General features: G+C 31.4%; 19 protein-coding genes. 9 read left to right on the top strand and 10 right to left on the bottom strand.

Annotated elements, in window-relative coordinates:
• The first annotated feature begins 21 nt into the window (after positions 1-21).
• The gene (locus MUA60_RS00250; RefSeq protein WP_262649054.1) at positions 22-5,673 is read left to right on the top strand and encodes a YSIRK-type signal peptide-containing protein; all 5,652 of its coding nucleotides are present in this window, start codon (positions 22-24) and stop codon (positions 5,671-5,673) included.
• A gap of 537 nt (positions 5,674-6,210) precedes the next feature.
• Here MUA60_RS00250 and MUA60_RS00255 read toward each other — a convergent pair.
• Positions 6,211-6,885 (bottom strand): IS6-like element IS257 family transposase, encoded by a 675-nt coding sequence (locus MUA60_RS00255; protein ID WP_262648940.1) that lies wholly within the window; start codon positions 6,883-6,885, stop codon positions 6,211-6,213.
• A gap of 191 nt (positions 6,886-7,076) precedes the next feature.
• Between MUA60_RS00255 and MUA60_RS00260 the strand changes: the two genes are divergently transcribed.
• Positions 7,077-8,000: a protein rep gene (locus MUA60_RS00260; protein WP_262649055.1), complete on the top strand. Its 924-nt coding sequence runs from the start codon at positions 7,077-7,079 to the stop codon at positions 7,998-8,000.
• A 390-nt stretch (positions 8,001-8,390) separates the two neighbouring features.
• On the opposite strand, the gene MUA60_RS00265 is transcribed toward MUA60_RS00260, so the two are convergent.
• The gene (locus tag MUA60_RS00265; RefSeq protein WP_262649056.1) at positions 8,391-8,597 is read right to left on the bottom strand and encodes a hypothetical protein; all 207 of its coding nucleotides are present in this window, start codon (positions 8,595-8,597) and stop codon (positions 8,391-8,393) included.
• 224 nt (positions 8,598-8,821) lie between these two features.
• A complete protein-coding gene (locus MUA60_RS00270) occupies positions 8,822-9,466 on the bottom strand; it encodes a hypothetical protein (protein WP_262649057.1) in 645 nt (214 codons plus the stop codon).
• A gap of 68 nt (positions 9,467-9,534) precedes the next feature.
• Here MUA60_RS00270 and MUA60_RS00275 point away from each other — a divergent pair, with 68 nt between their 5' ends.
• Together MUA60_RS00275 and MUA60_RS00280 are read left to right on the top strand one after the other, a co-directional pair.
• Positions 9,535-9,714 (top strand): hypothetical protein, encoded by a 180-nt coding sequence (locus MUA60_RS00275; protein WP_262649058.1) that lies wholly within the window; start codon positions 9,535-9,537, stop codon positions 9,712-9,714.
• Positions 9,715-10,819: 1,105 nt separating this feature from the next.
• A complete protein-coding gene (locus MUA60_RS00280; RefSeq protein WP_262649059.1) occupies positions 10,820-11,377 on the top strand; it encodes a hypothetical protein in 558 nt (185 codons plus the stop codon).
• Positions 11,378-11,510: 133 nt separating this feature from the next.
• On the opposite strand, the gene MUA60_RS00285 is transcribed toward MUA60_RS00280, so the two are convergent.
• Positions 11,511-12,185, bottom strand: coding sequence for an IS6-like element IS257 family transposase (locus MUA60_RS00285; protein ID WP_262648940.1), 675 nt, complete (start codon positions 12,183-12,185; stop codon positions 11,511-11,513).
• 29 nt (positions 12,186-12,214) lie between these two features.
• Positions 12,215-12,364: a hypothetical protein gene (locus MUA60_RS00290; RefSeq protein WP_262649060.1), complete on the bottom strand. Its 150-nt coding sequence runs from the start codon at positions 12,362-12,364 to the stop codon at positions 12,215-12,217.
• Between the two features lie 154 nt (positions 12,365-12,518).
• Here MUA60_RS00290 and MUA60_RS00295 point away from each other — a divergent pair, with 154 nt between their 5' ends.
• Together MUA60_RS00295 and MUA60_RS00300 are read left to right on the top strand one after the other, a co-directional pair.
• Positions 12,519-12,944 (top strand): MerR family transcriptional regulator, encoded by a 426-nt coding sequence (locus MUA60_RS00295; RefSeq protein WP_048540369.1) that lies wholly within the window; start codon positions 12,519-12,521, stop codon positions 12,942-12,944.
• 61 nt (positions 12,945-13,005) lie between these two features.
• Positions 13,006-13,854 carry an aldo/keto reductase gene (locus MUA60_RS00300; RefSeq protein ID WP_262649061.1) on the top strand — a complete coding sequence of 283 codons (849 nt, stop codon included), beginning with the start codon at positions 13,006-13,008 and terminating at the stop codon, positions 13,852-13,854.
• Between the two features lie 144 nt (positions 13,855-13,998).
• Here the strand turns inward: MUA60_RS00300 and MUA60_RS00305 are convergent.
• A protein-coding gene (locus tag MUA60_RS00305) for an IS3 family transposase (RefSeq protein ID WP_262649062.1) occupies positions 13,999-15,551 on the bottom strand; the annotation gives its coding sequence in 2 pieces (ribosomal slippage) (positions 13,999-14,874 and positions 14,877-15,551; 1,551 coding nt in all).
• Positions 15,552-15,735: 184 nt separating this feature from the next.
• On the opposite strand from MUA60_RS00305, the gene MUA60_RS00310 reads away from it, so the two are divergent.
• The 3 genes from MUA60_RS00310 (at position 15,736) to MUA60_RS00320 (ending at position 16,746) form a co-directional block, all read left to right on the top strand.
• Positions 15,736-15,990, top strand: coding sequence for a type II toxin-antitoxin system Phd/YefM family antitoxin (locus MUA60_RS00310; protein ID WP_084756271.1), 255 nt, complete (start codon positions 15,736-15,738; stop codon positions 15,988-15,990).
• Positions 15,983-16,249, top strand: coding sequence for a Txe/YoeB family addiction module toxin (locus tag MUA60_RS00315; RefSeq protein ID WP_262649063.1), 267 nt, complete (start codon positions 15,983-15,985; stop codon positions 16,247-16,249). Before MUA60_RS00310 ends, MUA60_RS00315 begins: the two co-directional genes overlap by 8 nt.
• A gap of 158 nt (positions 16,250-16,407) precedes the next feature.
• Entirely contained in the window at positions 16,408-16,746 is a 339-nt protein-coding gene (locus tag MUA60_RS00320) for a hypothetical protein (RefSeq protein ID WP_048540373.1), read from the top strand.
• 32 nt (positions 16,747-16,778) lie between these two features.
• On the opposite strand, the gene MUA60_RS00325 is transcribed toward MUA60_RS00320, so the two are convergent.
• The 4 genes from MUA60_RS00325 to MUA60_RS00340 all read right to left on the bottom strand — a co-directional run bounded on the left by MUA60_RS00325 (position 16,779) and on the right by MUA60_RS00340 (position 20,286).
• Positions 16,779-17,669 carry an ABC transporter permease subunit gene (locus MUA60_RS00325; protein WP_262649065.1) on the bottom strand — a complete coding sequence of 297 codons (891 nt, stop codon included), beginning with the start codon at positions 17,667-17,669 and terminating at the stop codon, positions 16,779-16,781.
• Entirely contained in the window at positions 17,666-18,520 is an 855-nt protein-coding gene (locus MUA60_RS00330) for an ABC transporter permease family protein (protein ID WP_107610253.1), read from the bottom strand. The genes MUA60_RS00325 and MUA60_RS00330 overlap by 4 nt, the downstream gene beginning before the upstream one ends.
• A 168-nt stretch (positions 18,521-18,688) precedes the next feature.
• Positions 18,689-19,162 (bottom strand): GNAT family N-acetyltransferase, encoded by a 474-nt coding sequence (locus MUA60_RS00335; RefSeq protein WP_107610254.1) that lies wholly within the window; start codon positions 19,160-19,162, stop codon positions 18,689-18,691.
• 560 nt (positions 19,163-19,722) lie between these two features.
• Positions 19,723-20,286, bottom strand: coding sequence for a phosphoglycerate mutase family protein (locus tag MUA60_RS00340; RefSeq protein ID WP_262649068.1), 564 nt, complete (start codon positions 20,284-20,286; stop codon positions 19,723-19,725).
• Between the last annotated feature and the right edge of the window lie 206 nt (positions 20,287-20,492).

Consider the following 20,492-nt stretch of genomic DNA (forward strand, 5'->3'; position numbering starts at 1 on the left):
CAACTATTGGGAGGAATCTAAATGAAAGGGAAAAAGTATGATTTTTTGCCAAATAGGCTAAATAAATATTCAATTCGTAAATTCACTGTTGGAACAGCTTCACTATTAATTGGTGCTACATTAGTATTTGGTATTGGAAATGAAGCAAAAGCAGATGAGATATCGAATACTACAGGTCAGGTAAGTTTTGATAATGGAAGTTCTTTTAAAGAAAATTCTTCACAGTCGTCTGAATTAGAAAAAACACCAAGTACTGAGGAGACGACAAAAGAAGAGCAACCAAGTACTGAGGAGACGACAAAAGAAGAGCAACCAAGTACTGAGGAGACAACAAAAGAAGAGCAACCAAGTACTGAAGAGACAACAAAAGAGGAGCAATCAAGTACTGAAGAAGTAACAAAAGAAGAGCAATCAAGTACTGAAGAAGTAACAAAAGAAGAGCAACCAAGTACTGAAGAAGTAACAAAAGAAGAGCAACCAAGTACTGAAGAAGTAACAAAAGAAGAGCAACCAAGTACTGAGGAGACAACAAAAGAAGAGCAACCAAGTACTGAGGAGACAACAAAAGAAGAGCAACCAAGTACTGAGGAGACAACAAAAGAAGAGCAACCAAGTACTGAAGAAGTAACAAAAGAAGAGCAATCAAGTACTGAAGAAGTAACAAAAGAAGAGCAATCAAGTACTGAAGAAGTAACAGAGGATACTGATTTAAACACTAATACTTCCACTTTACAAGAACAGCTTGAAAATACAGAAAATAAAGAAGAAATAGTGAATCAATATTTAACAGAGCAGTTATCTGAAGAAGAAGCAGATGCGATTATAGAAATTGCTAATATAGACTATAATAATGCAACAACAGAAGAAATTAATGATGAGATTTTGAAGGCGGCTTTAATAAACTTGTCTAACGAGATTGATAGTGAACAGCCATTGGCTACTAGAGCAACTCGTATGTTTTCAGCAATTAATACTTTAGCAGCTGATATACCAAATGAAACAAAATATCAATTCCCAACTGATTCTGATTTAGCATACTTATTGAGAGATTTAAAGTATGATGCAACAACAGTAAATGAAGATACTTCTTTAAGATATGCTGGGTTAAATCAATTTGAAAATGCAGATAGTAGTTCAATTAAATTGCAATTAACAAAATGGTTAGCTACTTCAAGTCAATTTAGAAATGGAGGTAATATTAATTTATCATTCCCACAAGAAGCATTTTCAAGTCAAATTGAATCTATTACTTTAAATGGTGTTCAAATGACATCAAATAGTGATGGATCAAACTGGAGTGCGCCAGTGAACGGTCGGACGGTTAATTCTGGATTAATTGGTGTTGTTACCAATCATGATTTAATTATTAATTTAAAAGATAATCAAACACTGCAGTCTTTAGGTTATACCAATGATAAACCTGTATATGTACTACATACTTGGACTAATAATAAAGGTGAAGTTGCTGCTGAGAGTATTGATACATCATTTATTAGTCCAACTGTTAATACAGATGTAGATAACAGTAAGAGTACAGACTTTACAGCTGGAAAAGTTAAAAATCAAATTCATTATAATAAAGATAATCAAACAATAGATTCAGTTCACACATTTAAGCCAAACCAAAACTTTTTACAAACGGATTATAATTGGGTTTTATATATTAAAGAGCAAGTTCCTCAAGACTTATTACCTTATATAGATTTAAATAATATTGAACTTTATGTATCAGATGAAAATGGTAATAAAATCCGTGAAAATAGAGTTGTTAATGTTTTTGCAGACGACAAGGGCTTGGTTGATACTAGTAAAGTAGATAGCATCTCAATCTTAGATAATAATACAATTAGGGATTTAAATAATGCTAGAGGTGAATTAGATAGAAATGTATTTTACGGTGCATTAGGACAATCAAGAAGTTACACATTATCTTATTCATTACTTCCTGGTATTACTTTAGAAAAAATTGCTAAAGATTTAAATGAAAGTACAGAAGATGCGCGTTTAGACTTTTCATCTTGGTTAGAAGCAGATTATGTAGATAATCGATCTGATAATGGAGCACCATTCCAGCCTTTAGAAGGTTCGTATGCTACATCATATCTAGATTTTTATGACTATGACAATGATGGTGTACCAGATATTATTGATGATGAACCAGAAATAGGTAATAATGACCCTACAATTGATCCTATTGAGGATCAAATTATTACTGAGGGGGAAAGTATAACTCCTATTAGCATTACACCTCAAGATGATGACAATGATCCGTTAACTACAACGGTTACAAACTTACCCGAAGGCGTTAGTTATAATGAAGCAACTGGACAAATAGAAGGTACTCCACAAGTAAATGATTGGAAAGATACTGAAGAAGTTCGTGACTATGAAGTTCAAGTAACAGTAGATGATGGTCAAGGTGGACAAACTGTCGAAACATTTATTATCAGTGTTAATAGAGACACTGATAAAGATACAGTTGCAGATATAACAGATACAGATGATGATAATGACGGCGTTAACGATAGTGATGAAGAAGCTTCTAACTTAGATCCGAAGAACAAAGATACCGACGGTAATGGCGTAACAGACGGAGAAGAAGATACAGATAATGATGGTTATACAAATGACGAAGAGTCAGATGATAAGTCATCAACAATCACAGATAAAGATAACGACGGTGTATCAGATGTAGTAGATCCAGCAGATACAGATGGAGACGGCATCACAGATGATGTTGATACAGATGATGATAATGACGGCGTTAACGATAGTGATGAAGAAGCTTCTAACTTAGATCCGAAGAACAAAGATACCGACGGTAATGGCGTAACAGACGGAGAAGAAGATACAGATAATGATGGTTATACAAATGACGAAGAGTCAGATGATAAGTCATCAACAATCACAGATAAAGATAACGACGGTGTATCAGATGTAGTAGATCCAGCAGATACAGATGGAGACGGCATCACAGATGATATTGATACAGATGATGATAATGACGGCGTTAACGATAGTGATGAAGAAGCTTCTAACTTAGATCCGAAGAACAAAGATACCGACGGTAATGGCGTAACAGACGGAGAAGAAGATACAGATAATGATGGTTATACAAATGACGAAGAGTCAGATGATAAGTCATCAACAATCACAGATAAAGATAACGACGGTGTATCAGATGTAGTAGATCTAGCAGATACAGATGGAGACGGCATCACAGATGATGTTGATACAGATGATGATAATGACGGCGTTAACGATAGTGATGAAGAAGCTTCTAACTTAGATCCGAAGAACAAAGATACCGACGGTAATGGCGTAACAGACGGAGAAGAAGATACAGATAATGATGGTTATACAAATGACGAAGAGTCAGATGATAAGTCATCAACAATCACAGATAAAGATAACGACGGTGTATCAGATGTAGTAGATCCAGCAGATACAGATGGAGACGGCATCACAGATGATGTTGATACAGATGATGATAATGACGGCGTTAACGATAGTGATGAAGAAGCTTCTAACTTAGATCCGAAGAACAAAGATACCGACGGTAATGGCGTAACAGACGGAGAAGAAGATACAGATAATGATGGTTATACAAATGACGAAGAGTCAGATGATAAGTCATCAACAATCACAGATAAAGATAACGACGGTGTATCAGATGTAGTAGATCCAGCAGATACAGATGGAGACGGCATCACAGATGATATTGATACAGATGATGATAATGACGGCGTTAACGATAGTGATGAAGAAGCTTCTAACTTAGATCCGAAGAACAAAGATACCGACGGTAATGGCGTAACAGACGGAGAAGAAGATACAGATAATGATGGTTATACAAATGACGAAGAGTCAGATGATAAGTCATCAACAATCACAGATAAAGATAACGACGGTGTATCAGATGTAGTAGATCCAGCAGATACAGATGGAGACGGCATCACAGATGATGTTGATACAGATGATGATAATGACGGCGTTAACGATAGTGATGAAGAAGCTTCTAACTTAGATCCGAAGAACAAAGATACCGACGGTAATGGCGTAAAAGACGGAGAAGAAGATACAGATAATGATGGTTATACAAATGACGAAGAGTCAGATGATAAGTCATCAACAATCACAGATAAAGATAACGACGGTGTATCAGATGTAGTAGATCCAGCAGATACAGATGGAGACGGCATCACAGATGATGTTGATACAGATGATGATAATGACGGCGTTAACGATAGTGATGAAGAAGCTTCTAACTTAGATCCGAAGAACAAAGATACCGACGGTAATGGCGTAACAGACGGAGAAGAAGATACAGATAATGATGGTTATACAAATGACGAAGAGTCAGATGATAAGTCATCAACAATCACAGATAAAGATAACGACGGTGTATCAGATGTAGTAGATCCAGCAGATACAGATGGAGACGGCATCACAGATGATGTTGATACAGATGATGATAATGACGGCGTTAACGATAGTGATGAAGAAGCTTCTAACTTAGATCCGAAGAACAAAGATACCGACGGTAATGGCGTAACAGACGGAGAAGAAGATACAGATAATGATGGTTATACAAATGACGAAGAGTCAGATGATAAGTCATCAACAATCACAGATAAAGATAACGACGGTGTATCAGATGTAGTAGATCCAGCAGATACAGATGGAGACGGCATCACAGATGATGTTGATACAGATGATGATAATGACGGCGTTAACGATAGTGATGAAGAAGCTTCTAACTTAGATCCGAAGAACAAAGATACCGACGGTAATGGCGTAACAGACGGAGAAGAAGATACAGATAATGATGGTTATACAAATGACGAAGAGTCAGATGATAAGTCATCAACAATCACAGATAAAGATAACGACGGTGTATCAGATGTAGTAGATCCAGCAGATACAGATGGAGACGGCATCACAGATGATATTGATACAGATGATGATAATGACGGCGTTAACGATAGTGATGAAGAAGCTTCTAACTTAGATCCGAAGAACAAAGATACCGACGGTAATGGCGTAACAGACGGAGAAGAAGATACAGATAATGATGGTTATACAAATGACGAAGAGTCAGATGATAAGTCATCAACAATCACAGATAAAGATAACGACGGTGTATCAGATGTAGTAGATCCAGCAGATACAGATGGAGACGGCATCACAGATGATGTTGATACAGATGATGATAATGACGGCGTTAACGATAGTGATGAAGAAGCTTCTAACTTAGATCCGAAGAACAAAGATACCGACGGTAATGGCGTAACAGACGGAGAAGAAGATACAGATAATGATGGTTATACAAATGACGAAGAGTCAGATGATAAGTCATCAACAATCACAGATAAAGATAACGACGGTGTATCAGATGTAGTAGATCCAGCAGATACAGATGGAGACGGCATCACAGATGATGTTGATACAGATGATGATAATGCCTCTGCAGATTCAAGTAATCAAGTGCCAGATTTAAATGAAGGTAGTAGCACTTCAAATAATACTGATAACAAAGGTAATAATGAAGATAAGGCTTTACCTGAAACTGGTGAAAGTGATAGTAAGCAAGGTACTATTTTTGGAGCATTATTTGCGGGATTAGGATCATTATTATTATTCAGACGACGTAATAAAAAAGAAGAAAAGTAATAGTGAATATGAAGAGCTAGGCGATTTGCCTAGCTCTTCTTTTTACTTGTAAAATAATGGTTTTAAGAATGTAATGAAGTAGTGGTACTTAAAATTGTATGTTAGCATTTTTATTGCTTTTTATATGTCTTTTAATTAAATTATATAATATATTAGTTGTTTTATATACAATAATAAGGTGATTTGTTTAAGTATAAACCACACTTAAATAGATTTATCATAGCCAACCTTTGAGGTGGTTATTTTTACATGTAGATAGGGTTATATATACATATATGAAGAAATTTTTTCGTGTAAATAGCCCGTCAAGTTTTTGAAATTTTATGAGAGATAACAAAGTAAATCTATAAAGCATTCAAGTGTTTATATCAATATCTATTGTTTAAAATTAAAAAAATAATCATAAAAATAATTGCAAAAGTAATTAATTACATAATGATTAAAAACCGCACCACTAACCGATACGCAGAAGCGTATCGGTTCTGTTGCAAAGTAAAAAAATATAGCTAACCACTAATATGTCATGTCAGTGTTCGTTTAACTTGCTAGCATGATGCTAATTTCGTGGCATGGCGAAAATCCGTAGATCTGAAGAGACCTGCGGTTCTTTTTATATAGAGCGTAAATACATTCAATACCTTTTAAAGTATTCTTTGCCGTATTGATACTTTGATATCTTGTCTTTCTTACTTTAATATAACGGTGATCTTGCTCAATGAGATTATTCAGATATTTCGATGTACAATGACAGTCAGGTTTAAGTTTAAAAGCTTTAATGACTTTAGCCATTGCTACCTTCGTTGAAGGTGCCTGATCTGTAATCACTTTTTGAGGTTTACCAAATTGTTTAATGAGACGTTTGATAAATGCATATGCTGAATGATTATCTCGTTGCTTACGCAACCAAATATCTAATGTATGTCCCTCTGCATCAATGGCACGATATAAATAGTTCCATTTTCCTTTTATTTTGATGTACGTCTCATCAATACGCCATTTGTAATAAGCTTTTTTATGCTTTTTCTTCCAAATTTGATATAAAATCGGGGCATATTCTTGAACCCAACGGTAGACCGTTGAATGATGAACATTTACACCACGCTCCCTTAATATTTCAGATATATCACGATAACTCAATGCATATCTTAGATAGTAGCCAACGGCTAAAGTGATGACGTCCTTGTTAAATTGTTTATATCTGAAATAGTTCATACAGAAGACTCCTTTTTGTTAAAATTATACTATAAATTCAACTTTGCAACAGAACCAAAAAAGTTGCTTTTCCTTACCTAGTGATGTAATGTTTTAGGTGTCTAATCAAAAACTTTACAAGAAAGGGGAAAAAGCAACTTTTTTTATTATCATAGTTTGTGAGAAACTAGGTTGTTTTTAATATTAATAACATGGATAAGTATACTGAGAAGAAACTTAGAAATCAAGTATTTCAGAAATTTATAGAGCGACATGTAGGAGAAAATCAAATGACATTGGTACGGGAATGTAATACCTTTTTGTCTTTCGTGACAGATAAGTCGTTAGAAAAAAATAAGTTATATAAGGCTAATTCGTGTAAAAATCGATTTTGTCCGGTTTGTGCTTGGCGTAAAGCTAGAAAAGATGCGTTGGGTTTATCTTTGATGATGCAGCATGTACAAAAAGAACATAAAAAAGAATTTATATTTTTAACGTTAACGACACCTAATGTATTTAAAAATGGATTAGAAGATGAAATTAAGCATTATAATCAATCTTTTAGAAGATTGAGTAATAGAACGAAATTCAAGAAAGTTGTTAAGGGTTATGTAAGGAAATTAGAGATTACATACAACAAAGAGCGGGACGATTATAATCCCCATTTTCACGTTTTAATTGCAGTTAACAAATCTTATTTTACAGATAAAAATTATTATATTAGTCAGAAAGAATGGTTAAATTTATGGCGAGATGTGACAGGAATGCCAGAAATTACACAAGTTCATGTTGAGAAAGTTAAGGCTAATAATGACAAAGAACTTTATGAAATGGCTAAATATTCTGGTAAAGATAGTGATTATTTAAGTAATCAAAAAGTATTTGACGCGTATTATCGTTCTTTAAAAGGTAAGCAGGTATTAGTGTATTCGGGATTGTTTAAAGAGGCGAGAAAGTTATTAAAAAATGGCGATTTAGATTATTTAAAAGAGATTGATCCAACTGAATATATTTATCAAATTTTTTATATTTGGAAACAAAAAGAATATTTAGCGAGTGAACTGCATGATTTAACAGAACAAGAAAAAAGAGAATTAAATCATCAAATGATTGATGAAATTGAAGAAGAAACATAGAGTGTTGGTCTTAGACTGACACTTTTTTTATTGTTAAATATATGGTCGTCTGCCCCTGTGGGAACTATAAAAAATGTATGCAAATTAATTTGCATGTAGATGGGCAGTATTGAAATTAATACTGATAAGTTACAACGATATTAGGTTGATTTTAAAATTGTTGAACGTGTCCGATTTCTACAAGCTAAGATAAAAAACAGTAAAGGGTACATTTAAGGTACAAAAAAGGTTACATGTTTATTACGAGTTAATTGTATGTTAGATGTATGTTATTTGCTTCTCATTTGCCCTGTAAATGCATTTCTTAGTCTTGTTAATACTTAAAGAGGGGTTAAATATTAAAAGGGCTTAAATAGCCCTTAAAATTAAAAATAAGACTATTTAATAAATTCAAGTTCTATTTGTTTTATTTTCAGTTTGAATGTTTTCTTGATTTTTATTTTTTAATTCATTTACTTCTTTTTCTAGTTGTTTAATTTTAGAAAAATGATTTGTGATTAATTTTATAATATAAATAATTAAGATAACTAATAGAACATTAAGTATAGTGATTATAGTAGTTCCGCTTGAAAATGTTCCTAATATTAAGCTAAGCATACTTTACCTCCAAAATAATTTTTTAAAATGAATATTATAAATATTATACATTTTAATGAAAAAAGGACTTTTATGCCGAGAAAACTTTTTGAAAAAGAAAAGAACCCTAAAATAAACTTAAAGCGCAAGCGTTCGGATAGCGATAGCTATTAAACCGAACGATTGACACGCTTTGGGTTTTTAGGGTTCAAAGTTTCTGTTCAAAAAGGAAATTGGAATAAATATTATTTATATTTAACTTTTACGTATTTTGCATGTGTTTTTTTCGTTACGAAATTTACTGTCTTAATTTTAGTTCCTGCTTGATAGTATATTCTTTGTTTTTTAGTTAGTGTTACATCTTGATATCCTGCAAGTCTACTATATTTTTTTGAATTAGCTTTTATTGTAGTATTTACACCATATGTTTTACCAAATGATAAGTTGATTTTAACACCACCATATGTAGCACCTACACTGAATTTTAAAGATTTATTTCTAGGTATTGTGTATTTTGATGCTTTAGACCAATTTGGAGTCATATTAGAATAACCTGAGAATTTCATGTTATATCTTTTTTTAGATATTGTTTTTACTTTTTGTGATACTCCGACTGCCCTTGGTTGTATTGTACCTTGCTTATTTTGTTCATTTAAGTACATTTGTTTATCTTCTTCATTTTCGAAAAATATTTCATCACCATTTTCATCGATAGTAGAAATATTATTTTCGATCACACCTTCTTCAGACGTAGTTAATTCGTTATCGTCTGGAGTTTCTATAGTTTCTTGAGGTTCTTGTGTTTCTAGGTTTGCAAGTGCTGAGGTACTTAATAAAGTAAAACTGATTAAGCAAATAAATAAGTTTGATAATAAAACCTTGTTTTTCATTGTATTCCTCCGTTATTCTAATATTATGTTATTTAATTCTTATTATAACTTAGATATGGAGGAAGTATATGAAATTTTTTGATTTTTCTTTTACCTTTGCGATTGCTTTTCTTTTAGCTGATATAGGTATCATATATTGGGTTTATACTGGAGAGTTTAATTTATTATTATTTGTTATTCCTGTTTTTCTTTTGATTTTCTCATTAGTTTATTTGAGTGAATATAATAAAAAATATAGAGATAAATGATAAAAATTTTTATGAATATTAGTTAATCTACTTTGTAGATGTGTATTTGATACTAATTATTTAATCGGGTCTACTGAGTAGAGTAGTAGACCCGATTTTTTATTTTGAATATTTTTCGTAAATATAATTTGCTATTAAACTTGCTAAAACTGAATAAAGAAAGATAGTTAAACTCATGTAACCACTCCATTTTTTCGTTTGTTTCTAAATGGAGTGAATTTATGAACTCCATAATTTCAGAGTGTCTCCATGTCTACGTATAGACACGTATTTATTCCGAGAAAATTTATTGAGCATTTAGAAAAAACTCAATAAATTTACAGACGAATGTCGGCATAGCGTTACCTATTAAGACGATCATTCGATAAGTTTTGTGATTGTTAAGGGTTTCGAGGCTCAACGTCAATAAAGCAATTGGAATAAAATTTTATTATTTAACTACTTAATTCGAATTTTTAGAGTTTTTATATGTTAAAATTACTAGGAGTATTAAAAATAAAGGGAGTCCTCTAACTGAATATAGGAGGGGATTACATTAAAAAATAAATTGTGGTTTGCCTCTATTGTTCTAGTAACATGGAGGACGTATTTTGAAAGTGATAAGTCTACTTTTGTTATTCGCAGCGATACTAGCTAATAATTGGTTATTATGTATTGTTATTTTGGCAACTTTAGTTTTGATAGTTTTCATTCAATCTGGGATTGTGCAGATGTACATTGAACAGACTGAAAAAACTAAAAGGCGAAAGATGTCATTAGAGAATAAGACAAAAAAGGCAAAAAAAGACCACAAGATATTTTGATAGGTAGCTTGTGGGAAGATAGATAGTATTTTTTATTAAACTATTTTATTTCTAGAGGATTACCGTACTTATTTTAGCAAGCTAATACTCAAAAAATAGTTTGGCACTCTCGATTGGCGTCGAGGGTGTTTTTTTATTTATATATACATAATGACATTGTAATCATGTTGATTTCAATAAATAGAGTTTGAATAGATAGATTATTAAAGCAGTATTCAAAAACATTAAAAAGCTTTAAAATTATTTTAAAAATTAGTTTTTTGTTGTAAAATGTTTTTATAATGTTATTCGGAGGAGTTTTTATGAATCAATCTCAAAAAATTAGAGAAATTATTTTAAAGTTTTTTAAATCAAATAATGATAAGTCTTTGAAACAAGTATTTGAAGTAGATGGTGTAGAAAGAGAAGGAATCAAGTATATAGATTTAAAAAAGTTTTTATTGAGTTACGAAGAATATAATTTTTCAGAAGGTGCTGTTGTAGGTGCTTTGCAGACGTTGACGGGAAGATTAGAAAATATCTATAAAGTTAAAACTAGAAATGGTGTTTTCTTTTTTTATTCAGAAAAAGAAGATGTTTTTGATGAACACGATAATTCTGAGGCTACTATAATTGAGTCAGAAGATTTTAAAAGATTTGAAGATAAAGTTGAAGTTGTAAATGTTGCTATTGCTGATATTTTGAGAAATGTTAGTAAGGGTAAATATTTGAAAGTTAAAGATATCGATTTAAATTATTTGAGAGATTTATTGAAGTCTTCAGAGGAATTACAAAGCGTTTTAAGTAGATATAAAACTGAAAAAATGTTTGAAGAAATTGAAGAAAGTAAAAGTCAGTCTTTTGATGATTTACCTTTTTAATTTTGAACTTGAATTTGAAACGAGTGAAACGAGTTTCTTCTTTTCTTGATAATAAGGGTAACTATTACAGAGTGGGTTCTGTTGCAAAGTAAAAAAATATAGCTAACCACTAATATGTCATGTCAGTGTTCGTTTAACTTGCTAGCATGATGCTAATTTCGTGGCATGGCGAAAATCCGTAGATCTGAAGAGACCTGCGGTTCTTTTTATATAGAGCGTAAATACATTCAATACCTTTTAAAGTATTCTTTGCCGTATTGATACTTTGATATCTTGTCTTTCTTACTTTAATATAACGGTGATCTTGCTCAATGAGATTATTCAGATATTTCGATGTACAATGACAGTCAGGTTTAAGTTTAAAAGCTTTAATGACTTTAGCCATTGCTACCTTCGTTGAAGGTGCCTGATCTGTAATCACTTTTTGAGGTTTACCAAATTGTTTAATGAGACGTTTGATAAATGCATATGCTGAATGATTATCTCGTTGCTTACGCAACCAAATATCTAATGTATGTCCCTCTGCATCAATGGCACGATATAAATAGTTCCATTTTCCTTTTATTTTGATGTACGTCTCATCAATACGCCATTTGTAATAAGCTTTTTTATGCTTTTTCTTCCAAATTTGATATAAAATCGGGGCATATTCTTGAACCCAACGGTAGACCGTTGAATGATGAACATTTACACCACGCTCCCTTAATATTTCAGATATATCACGATAACTCAATGCATATCTTAGATAGTAGCCAACGGCTAAAGTGATGACGTCCTTGTTAAATTGTTTATATCTGAAATAGTTCATACAGAAGACTCCTTTTTGTTAAAATTATACTATAAATTCAACTTTGCAACAGAACCATCCATCTGAAGGTCGTTTGCGATTTTAACTGTACTTGTGAAAATAATAGAATTATCCATTAATATTAAGAAATAACTGAATAGAATAATTGGTAATACAATACCAAATGTGTGCTTCGACATAACACAGCTCCTTTTAATTAATAGAGGTATTGTAATGTATAGAGTTAACTCCAGTGCAAGAAATTTTTATAAAATTTTTTGAAAGTTTTACTTTGACATAAAATAAAGATAACTCTATAGTTTAAATAAAATTACACGAGAAAGGGTCGATATTTTGAAGACTAAAGAAGTTGTGGATTTATTGGAAGTATCACAAGATACACTTAGATATTATGAGAAGGTTGGCGTGATACCACCTGTAAAGCGGGATTCGAATGGTTACCGAGAATATCAAAATAATGATCTAAACTGGATTTACTTAGTGAAGAATTTGAGAAGAGCAGGCGTTGGTATCGAGTCGCTTATTGAATTTTGCAGATTAGCGCAATTACCGAAAGACGAATATATTAAAAATCAACAAAAAGAAATATTACAAAATCAATTAGAAGAATTGAATGAACAGCTCGATTTAATCCTAAATGCTCGAAACTTACTTCAATATAAAATCGATAACTACGATAACCATATTGCTAAAATTGATGCTGGTGAAGTAGATAATGAAAATGTTGAACGATTATGGGAAAAAACATTAAACAAATAAGTTGCTCTAGAGTGAACTCCATAGTTTATAGTGTAAACATACTTACTAAGGAGGAATCATAATGACTCATATTGAATTAAGTAAAGATGTTAACATTCCGGTTCTAGGATTTGGTGTTTATCAAATACCTAAAGAAGAAACAAAAGAAGCAGTGGTAAATGCGATTAAAGCAGGTTATAGACATATTGATACTGCTCAAGCATATATGAATGAAACAGAAGTAGGAGAAGGTATTAGAGCTTCAGGTGTTGATAGAAGCGAATTGTTTATCACAACAAAAGTTTGGGTGGAGAATATTCATTATGAAGGAACACTTCAATCAATCGAACGCTCATTAGAACGATTAGATCTGGAGTATATCGATTTAGTACTGATTCACCAACCATATAACGATATCTTTGGTTCATGGAGAGCACTAGAAGAACTGAAAGAAAGCGGTAAAATTAAATCAATAGGTGTATCAAACTTCGGTATTGATCGCATTGTTGATTTAGGTGCAAACAGTAAAGTTCAACCACAAGTTAATCAAATAGAAATCAATCCATTCCACCAACGAGAAGAACAAGTAACAGCCATGCAGAAAGAAAATGTCGTAGTAGAAGCATGGGCTCCATTTGCTGAAGGTAAAAATGGTTTGTTCCAAAATGAAGTGTTACAAGAAATTGGAGATAAATATCAAAAATCAATCGCACAAGTTATACTACGCTGGTTAGTAGAACGTGATATTGTGGTCTTAGCTAAGACGGTTAGTGCAGAAAGAATGGCAGAAAACTTAAATATCTTTGACTTTGAACTGACAGAAGAAGACAAACAGAAAATCGCAACATTAGACGAGAAAGATAGCCAATTCTTCTCACATCAAGATCCAGAAAGAATTAAAGAAATTTCAGCAAGAAAACTTAACGTATAAGATAGGTTGTTGGGATATAGATAAAAGCCGAGACGTGTTGCGCGCACGAAGACTGAAAGATATCGTGCAGTTGGGGCTAAAATAGGGCCGTATCGCACGAAGACTGTGAACATAACCCTGTCAAGTAGACACTAAAAAAAGTAATCAATATGTTGGCTGTGCTTTTATAAGCGCAGCCATTTTTAATGAAATTCTTTTAGAATTATAAAATTTTATATATTCATTTATTTGCTTTGTGGCGTGTTTTATATCATTGAATGTTTGAGATTTGTCTTTGAATACCTCTGATTTGAGTAACCCCCAAAAGCCTTCCATAGGACCATTATCAATACATCTACCTACACGAGACATGCTTTGCTTCATAGAAGCATTTTTAATCATCTCTCTAAATAGAACACTCGTATATTGGAATCCTCTGTCGCTATGAAATATAATGCCTTCGGTATTTCTTTTAATTATGGCTTTGTTAAAGGTATCGTATACAAGCTTATTATTGTTTTGAGATGAGACTACATGGCTGATGACTTTCTTAGCACCTAAATCATAAATAGCGCTTAAATACACTTTAGATCCATTTTTCAATTTAAATTCTGTCACATCTGTTAACCAGACCTTATTAACTTTACTTGTTGTAAATTTTCTGTTTAGGATATTTTGAGAAGTGATTTCTGGCTTACTAAGTTTATATTGCCTTCTCTTTTTTCTAATGACAGCTTTTAATCCATACTTCTTCATAATTCTATATACGCGTTTATGATTAACCTGGAATTTAGTATATAATCTCAGATAAATATAAATTCTTCGATATCCATATATGCCATCATGTTCATGATAAATCCTGAAAATCTCATCTTTTAATTCGTTATTGAATCTTTCAGATTCTGAAACCTCTCTGTTTTTCCATTTATAATAACTTGCTCTCGATATTTCAAGTGCGGCGCATATCCATTTGATTGGATACTTATCTTTTAATGCTTCGATTGTCTTGTATGCTGCTATTTGCTTGATTTTCGATTCATCAACTGCCTCTCTATTTCTTCCTGCTTTTTTAATACCTCATTCTCCATTTGGAGAAATTTATTTCTTTGTTCAAGTGCTTTTATTTTTAATTCAAGTTCTTCTTCTCTAGTTAAAGCTTCAACTGGTTTTCCTTTACCTCTACCATCTACTAAACCAATATCACCATGTTTTTCATACTTTTTTACCCAATTATAGACTTGTGAATAGTTAACTTGGTACTTTTCAGCTGTCTTATTAAAGTCTCTATTATTTTCAATACAATATTTAGCTATTTCAATTCTCTCTTCAAATGTTGTTTTTCTAGTATTCATAGTGTCTACCTCCAGATATGGAAAATAAGATTTATTTTCCTTTCCTTCAGTATACTTTTCCACCCAATTTTTTAAAGTAGCATGATGTGAAATATTGTAATAGGCTGCTAGATCTGAATACGTCTTATTAGTCTCTAGATATTCTTTAACAACTTTTTCTTTAAATTCGCGTGTATAGATTTTATTTCGATTCTTATTTATAAGTGCTGTTATACCATGTTGCTTATACACTTTATATTTAAATCGAATCACACTATCACTAATATCTAAATTTAACTTATCAATTACATTTTGAAAGGAATAACCCTTTTCATGCAAATCGAAGATTTCCTGATACAGTTTAACAGGTAGTCTAGTTTTATACATAAAAATACCCCCTATAGAGTTTTAGTTTTTTTTAATGTCTACTCTATAGGGAATAATACACTGAAAGATATCGTGCGTTATGGGCTAAAATCAGGCTGTATCGCACGAAGACTGAGAATTAGTTTTCCAGCTTGGATAATTGTACAGCATGTGGTACAATTAATGTGTTAAAGGAGGTTTTGGTATGACTGTAATAAGTTATTCAAACGCTCGTAAAAATTTTAGGAAATTGATTGATAAAGTAAATAATGATAGTGATACCGTAACGATTACTACTAATGAAAGTAATGCTGTTTTAATGGGTGAAGATGATTATAATTCAATTATGGAGACACTTTATTTACAACAATCACCTGCTAATGCTAAACACTTAGCAAAATCTATTGAAGAAGCGGAAGGAAATAATACTGTTGAGGTAGATATAGAATCCTATGAGTAAACGAAACATTATATTTACGCCTACCGCTTTTGAAGATTATGAGTATTGGCTAGCACAAGATAAAAAGTTATTAAAGAAGATTAACAGTCTAATAAAAAGTATTCAGCGCGATGGCCAATTAGAAGGAGAAGGTAAACCTGAACCACTAAAAGGCAATTTACAAGGCTACTGTAGTAGACGTATTAATCATGAACACAGACTAGTTTATATGGTTAAAGAAAATCACATTATCATTATAGGATGTAGATATCATTATTAAAAAAGACTCTAGTTTATTTTAGAGTCTTTTTATTTATCTTTTTCCTTTTCGGTTTGTATAAGAATAGTTGAAGCTGAGATACAATCTTAGTGACGCAACCTTATGATAAAATTATAGCTTGAGTTATGACCCTTATTTACTTTAAAGGAGGGATTTTATTGGAAAGTAATGAATACAAATTATTATTAGATGAAATTGAAAAGTTAAAATTTCACAACACTAGCTTATTAACACTTATCGGACTACTACATACTGAAGATATGAAAGAACCTACAATTCAGGAGACTGTAGTTTTGTTTGATTTATCTAAAAAAGACTTAAGAGAATTCTCTGCATTAGTAAAGAACTATAATGGTAATAATCTTGCTTTTGAACAAAAAGCTTTAAGAATTAATCCTATTTTTATAAGAAGAAACATAATTTCTATTTTAAAATCATTTATTGTTTCAGAAATGTTACTAGAAAAAAGTCGAGAAATACTAAATTCTTATGAATAATATTTAATTTAATATATTTCTTGGTTGTCACTTTACTTTTGTTCTATTTTCAATTCCAGCGACATCAAATTAATAATGATAAAAATATATAATATGCCAACTAATGGAGCGTAGAATGTCCACCAGTTTGTTGTTAGCTCGTTAGAGTGAAAGCCTAATAAACTGTTTAAGTCATTGATACTTGGTCGTTCTATAATTTCACATGCGGGTCCATAGCAAACTTTTGTGCCTCCGAAGAATATTTTGAAGAAGGCTAGGTGTGTCATGACGATCAAAGTTTGAAAACATATTCTCAAAAATATGATTAAATATTGAGTTTGTATGTTAGGTAATACATGTTTGATAAAAATATGTTTATCATTAGGACTAATGGTATAAGCAGTTTCGATATAGTCTTGATTTAATATATGCTGAGTTGATTCTTTTATCAGCATTGTTGTCGTTGGTGTCATTAAGATTGTCAGAATAATGATATTATAAATCATTCTAAATTGCATATTAGTCGTAAATCCATCTATTGTTTCATATAGTAAAGGTTGTAATAAGATATACGCCAATATAGATTGAGGAATATAAAATAAAGCATTAGAGAAGATACTGTAAATACTTGTTGTCTTGCGATTAAATGCTAAATAAGTTCCAATTACTACTGAACAAAGAACAGATAAACTTGATATGACGATGATAATCAGTATAGTGATACGATATCCTGATAACACTTCAAATAACATGTTTTTAGAAGCGGCATCCACACCAAATAATGCTTTAAAGCTAGGTGCAAATGGCGAGCTTTTCATAATATCCCCATTAGAATTGTATAGAAAATTCATAGGTTTAGGCGTGATGTTTAGTAAATCAAAATAAATCACACCAACTAGGGCTGGTAAGATAAGTAACGTTAATAGTATATAAAATTTCTTCATGATAACCCTCCCCGTACGCCAGTGATGGTAAATAATACTTTATGACTCATAAATATGGCGAGAGATATAGGTACATAAATCAATATAAACGTGACAAATAATACTTCTGGAGATCCGTAATCAAATATAAATGATGACAAACCGTGCATGTTAAAGATTCTTTCCAAGAGTAATAAGCTTGAAAGAGTTATCCAGATAATATGTTTGAAATTGATTAAATATGATGCAAACAAATTCCTTAATATGTGCTTAAAGTATAACTCTTTACTAGATAAACCCTTCGCTCTAGAAAATTCAATATAATCTGCACGAGATACATCATCTAAAATACTACTTAAAAATGTCACACTACTCACTAAAGGAATAATGGATAGCACCAAAATAGGGAATATTAAAGCTTTATCCTCGGAACTATTCGCTACATTAAACAATAGAATATCTGTATATCGATAAAATAATATCACCAATGAAATAGAAAAAGGTATATAAAAAATATCAGGAATAATAGATAGAACTGTATTAATTTTTAAATACCATTTTTTAATATGGTCATTAACATATAAAAGGTATGTAAATAATAAAGATACGATAAAAGCTAACAATAGAGCAGCAAATAAAATCACAATAGTATTTATCCAAGGTTCAATAAAGAACGGAAATAAACTACGTTCAACTTGTGATATTTTATTTGTAAATATAATATCTTGAGGATGAAATATGTATAAAAATGTCGACTTCAAGGCATTAAGATAATTCAAGAAACTAAAATGTTGATCATCGAATAAAGCAGGCAAACATGCTAATAATAAGAATGCAATTATCGCCATGATGAAATTGTATAATTTTCTCATAAGGCATTTACCTACTTTCTAAAGATAATATGTATTACTGCTAGTGTAAAATGATACTTATATTTAATTTACATATTTTTGAAGGTATTTACAAGGGTGTATAGAAAGTATTGTTGCTGAGAAATTAAATAAAAGCCACAACACAATTTGTCATGACTTTTGGTAATCCTATTTAGACTTTATATACCACGCATCCATTGCGGAGTGGTCAGAACCTGGGAGTGGTTCATTTAACAGTGTAAATCCAAATTTCTCATATAGGATACATGCTGCTTTTAATTCATGCATTGTTTCTAAATAACATTGTTCATAATGTTCAAAGGCAAAGGACAGAGCGGTTTCCATGAGTTTCTTGGAAAGTCCTAGTCCTTGTGCTTTTGGAATTAAATATAATTTTTGTAATTCGCAAACTTTACCATGTTCGTTAAACGGGGCTATTCCAACGCCACCCACAATTTCTTCTTCAATTTCAACTACCCAATAGTTCGCATGGTTTAAATTAGCATAATATTTGTGAAGATCGTTAAGTTGAGGATCATAATAAGCTGACCCAGGAATCGCAAGTCCAAGTGATTCTAATGAGCTTTGTATAATTTCTTTTACTTTTGCGTTATCTTCTTGTGTCATTTCTCGAATAATCATAAAAGAACTCCTTTGCTTTGGGCTTAATCAAGATTATATTAGATTAATTTATTTGAAATAATATTAGGACTCATTATATATGAACCCAATCATTTTGCCCAATTATTAGAAAAAATATCTAAATAACAAGATAACAAAAAAGCCATGACGTTATTTGTCACGGCTTTCTCGTACTTGAGTATTTCTTCTATTTATATAAAGAATGATAACGCCAACTATAACAAAGTAATAGACTAACATTGTATAAATATTTGCCCACCCAACTGCTTTTAGCAATATATAACCTAAAGTTACACTCATGAATATCGAGAGATTTATAAATAACTCTTTAATCCTTTGTCTTCGTGTTACATGTATTTGGCTCTCGTGAAATTGACATCTTAAATATATACCAATACTGTAGGCAAATAAACATATCATATATGAAATATCATTATGTGACATATAGACAATTACATCATAAATGACATTGATTAAAATAATCCCCAATACAACCAATAACTCGACCATCTTGTATCACCTAAATAAAAATTTTGAATTTGTTAAAACTAACTATTTTATTAATTAAAGCCTTTTAAAAAGTCTTGCTTGTTAAATTTAAATATATCATCATGTAACATCAATTCATGATTCGAATCTCGCTCAAGTTTGATGTTTTTATAATACGCCAATAAAGTTGCTATAACACCATCATGAGTTATGATTACATTATTTTTATCATCATCTATATATTCATCAATGAATTCTTTAAGGTGTGAAATAAATGCTTCTTCATTTAAATCATTTGGATGCGCTACGTCGGTTACACTTATAAAATCCAAACTTATATTATAATCACTTGGTATCATTTGATCACATGGATTTAAAGAAATTTTTTTATAAGGATAAATTCTAGGTGCTAATATATCAACAACTGTAATATCATTTTCATCACTTAATAATTGTGCGCTTTCTATAGCTCTGACAGTAGGACTAACCCAAAATCTTGAATCACTTCTAATTTCTTTTCTTAACTTTTTATAATCTTCTTTTCCTTGTAATGTTAACTTTGGATTCCTTATATTAAAACTATAAGGTTCATCTGTATTATGTTCAGCTTGACCATGTCTAATAATATAAATCATTATAGCTACCCCCATAATATTTATATATTTTATCATTATCATTAACCTGCTTGACTATTTTACAAAACTCTTTCTTGCTCGGGAAGGGGTTTGAATATCTATAAAGTCACTTCCTTAAATTTATACTATTATTATAACGTCCGTTTTAAATTAGTCATAACAACTCTGTTTTTGGTATGTTGAAGTTGAGGAATAAAAATTATAAT

The organism is Mammaliicoccus sciuri (assembly GCF_025561425.1).
GTDB classification, from domain to species: domain Bacteria; phylum Bacillota; class Bacilli; order Staphylococcales; family Staphylococcaceae; genus Mammaliicoccus; species Mammaliicoccus sciuri_A.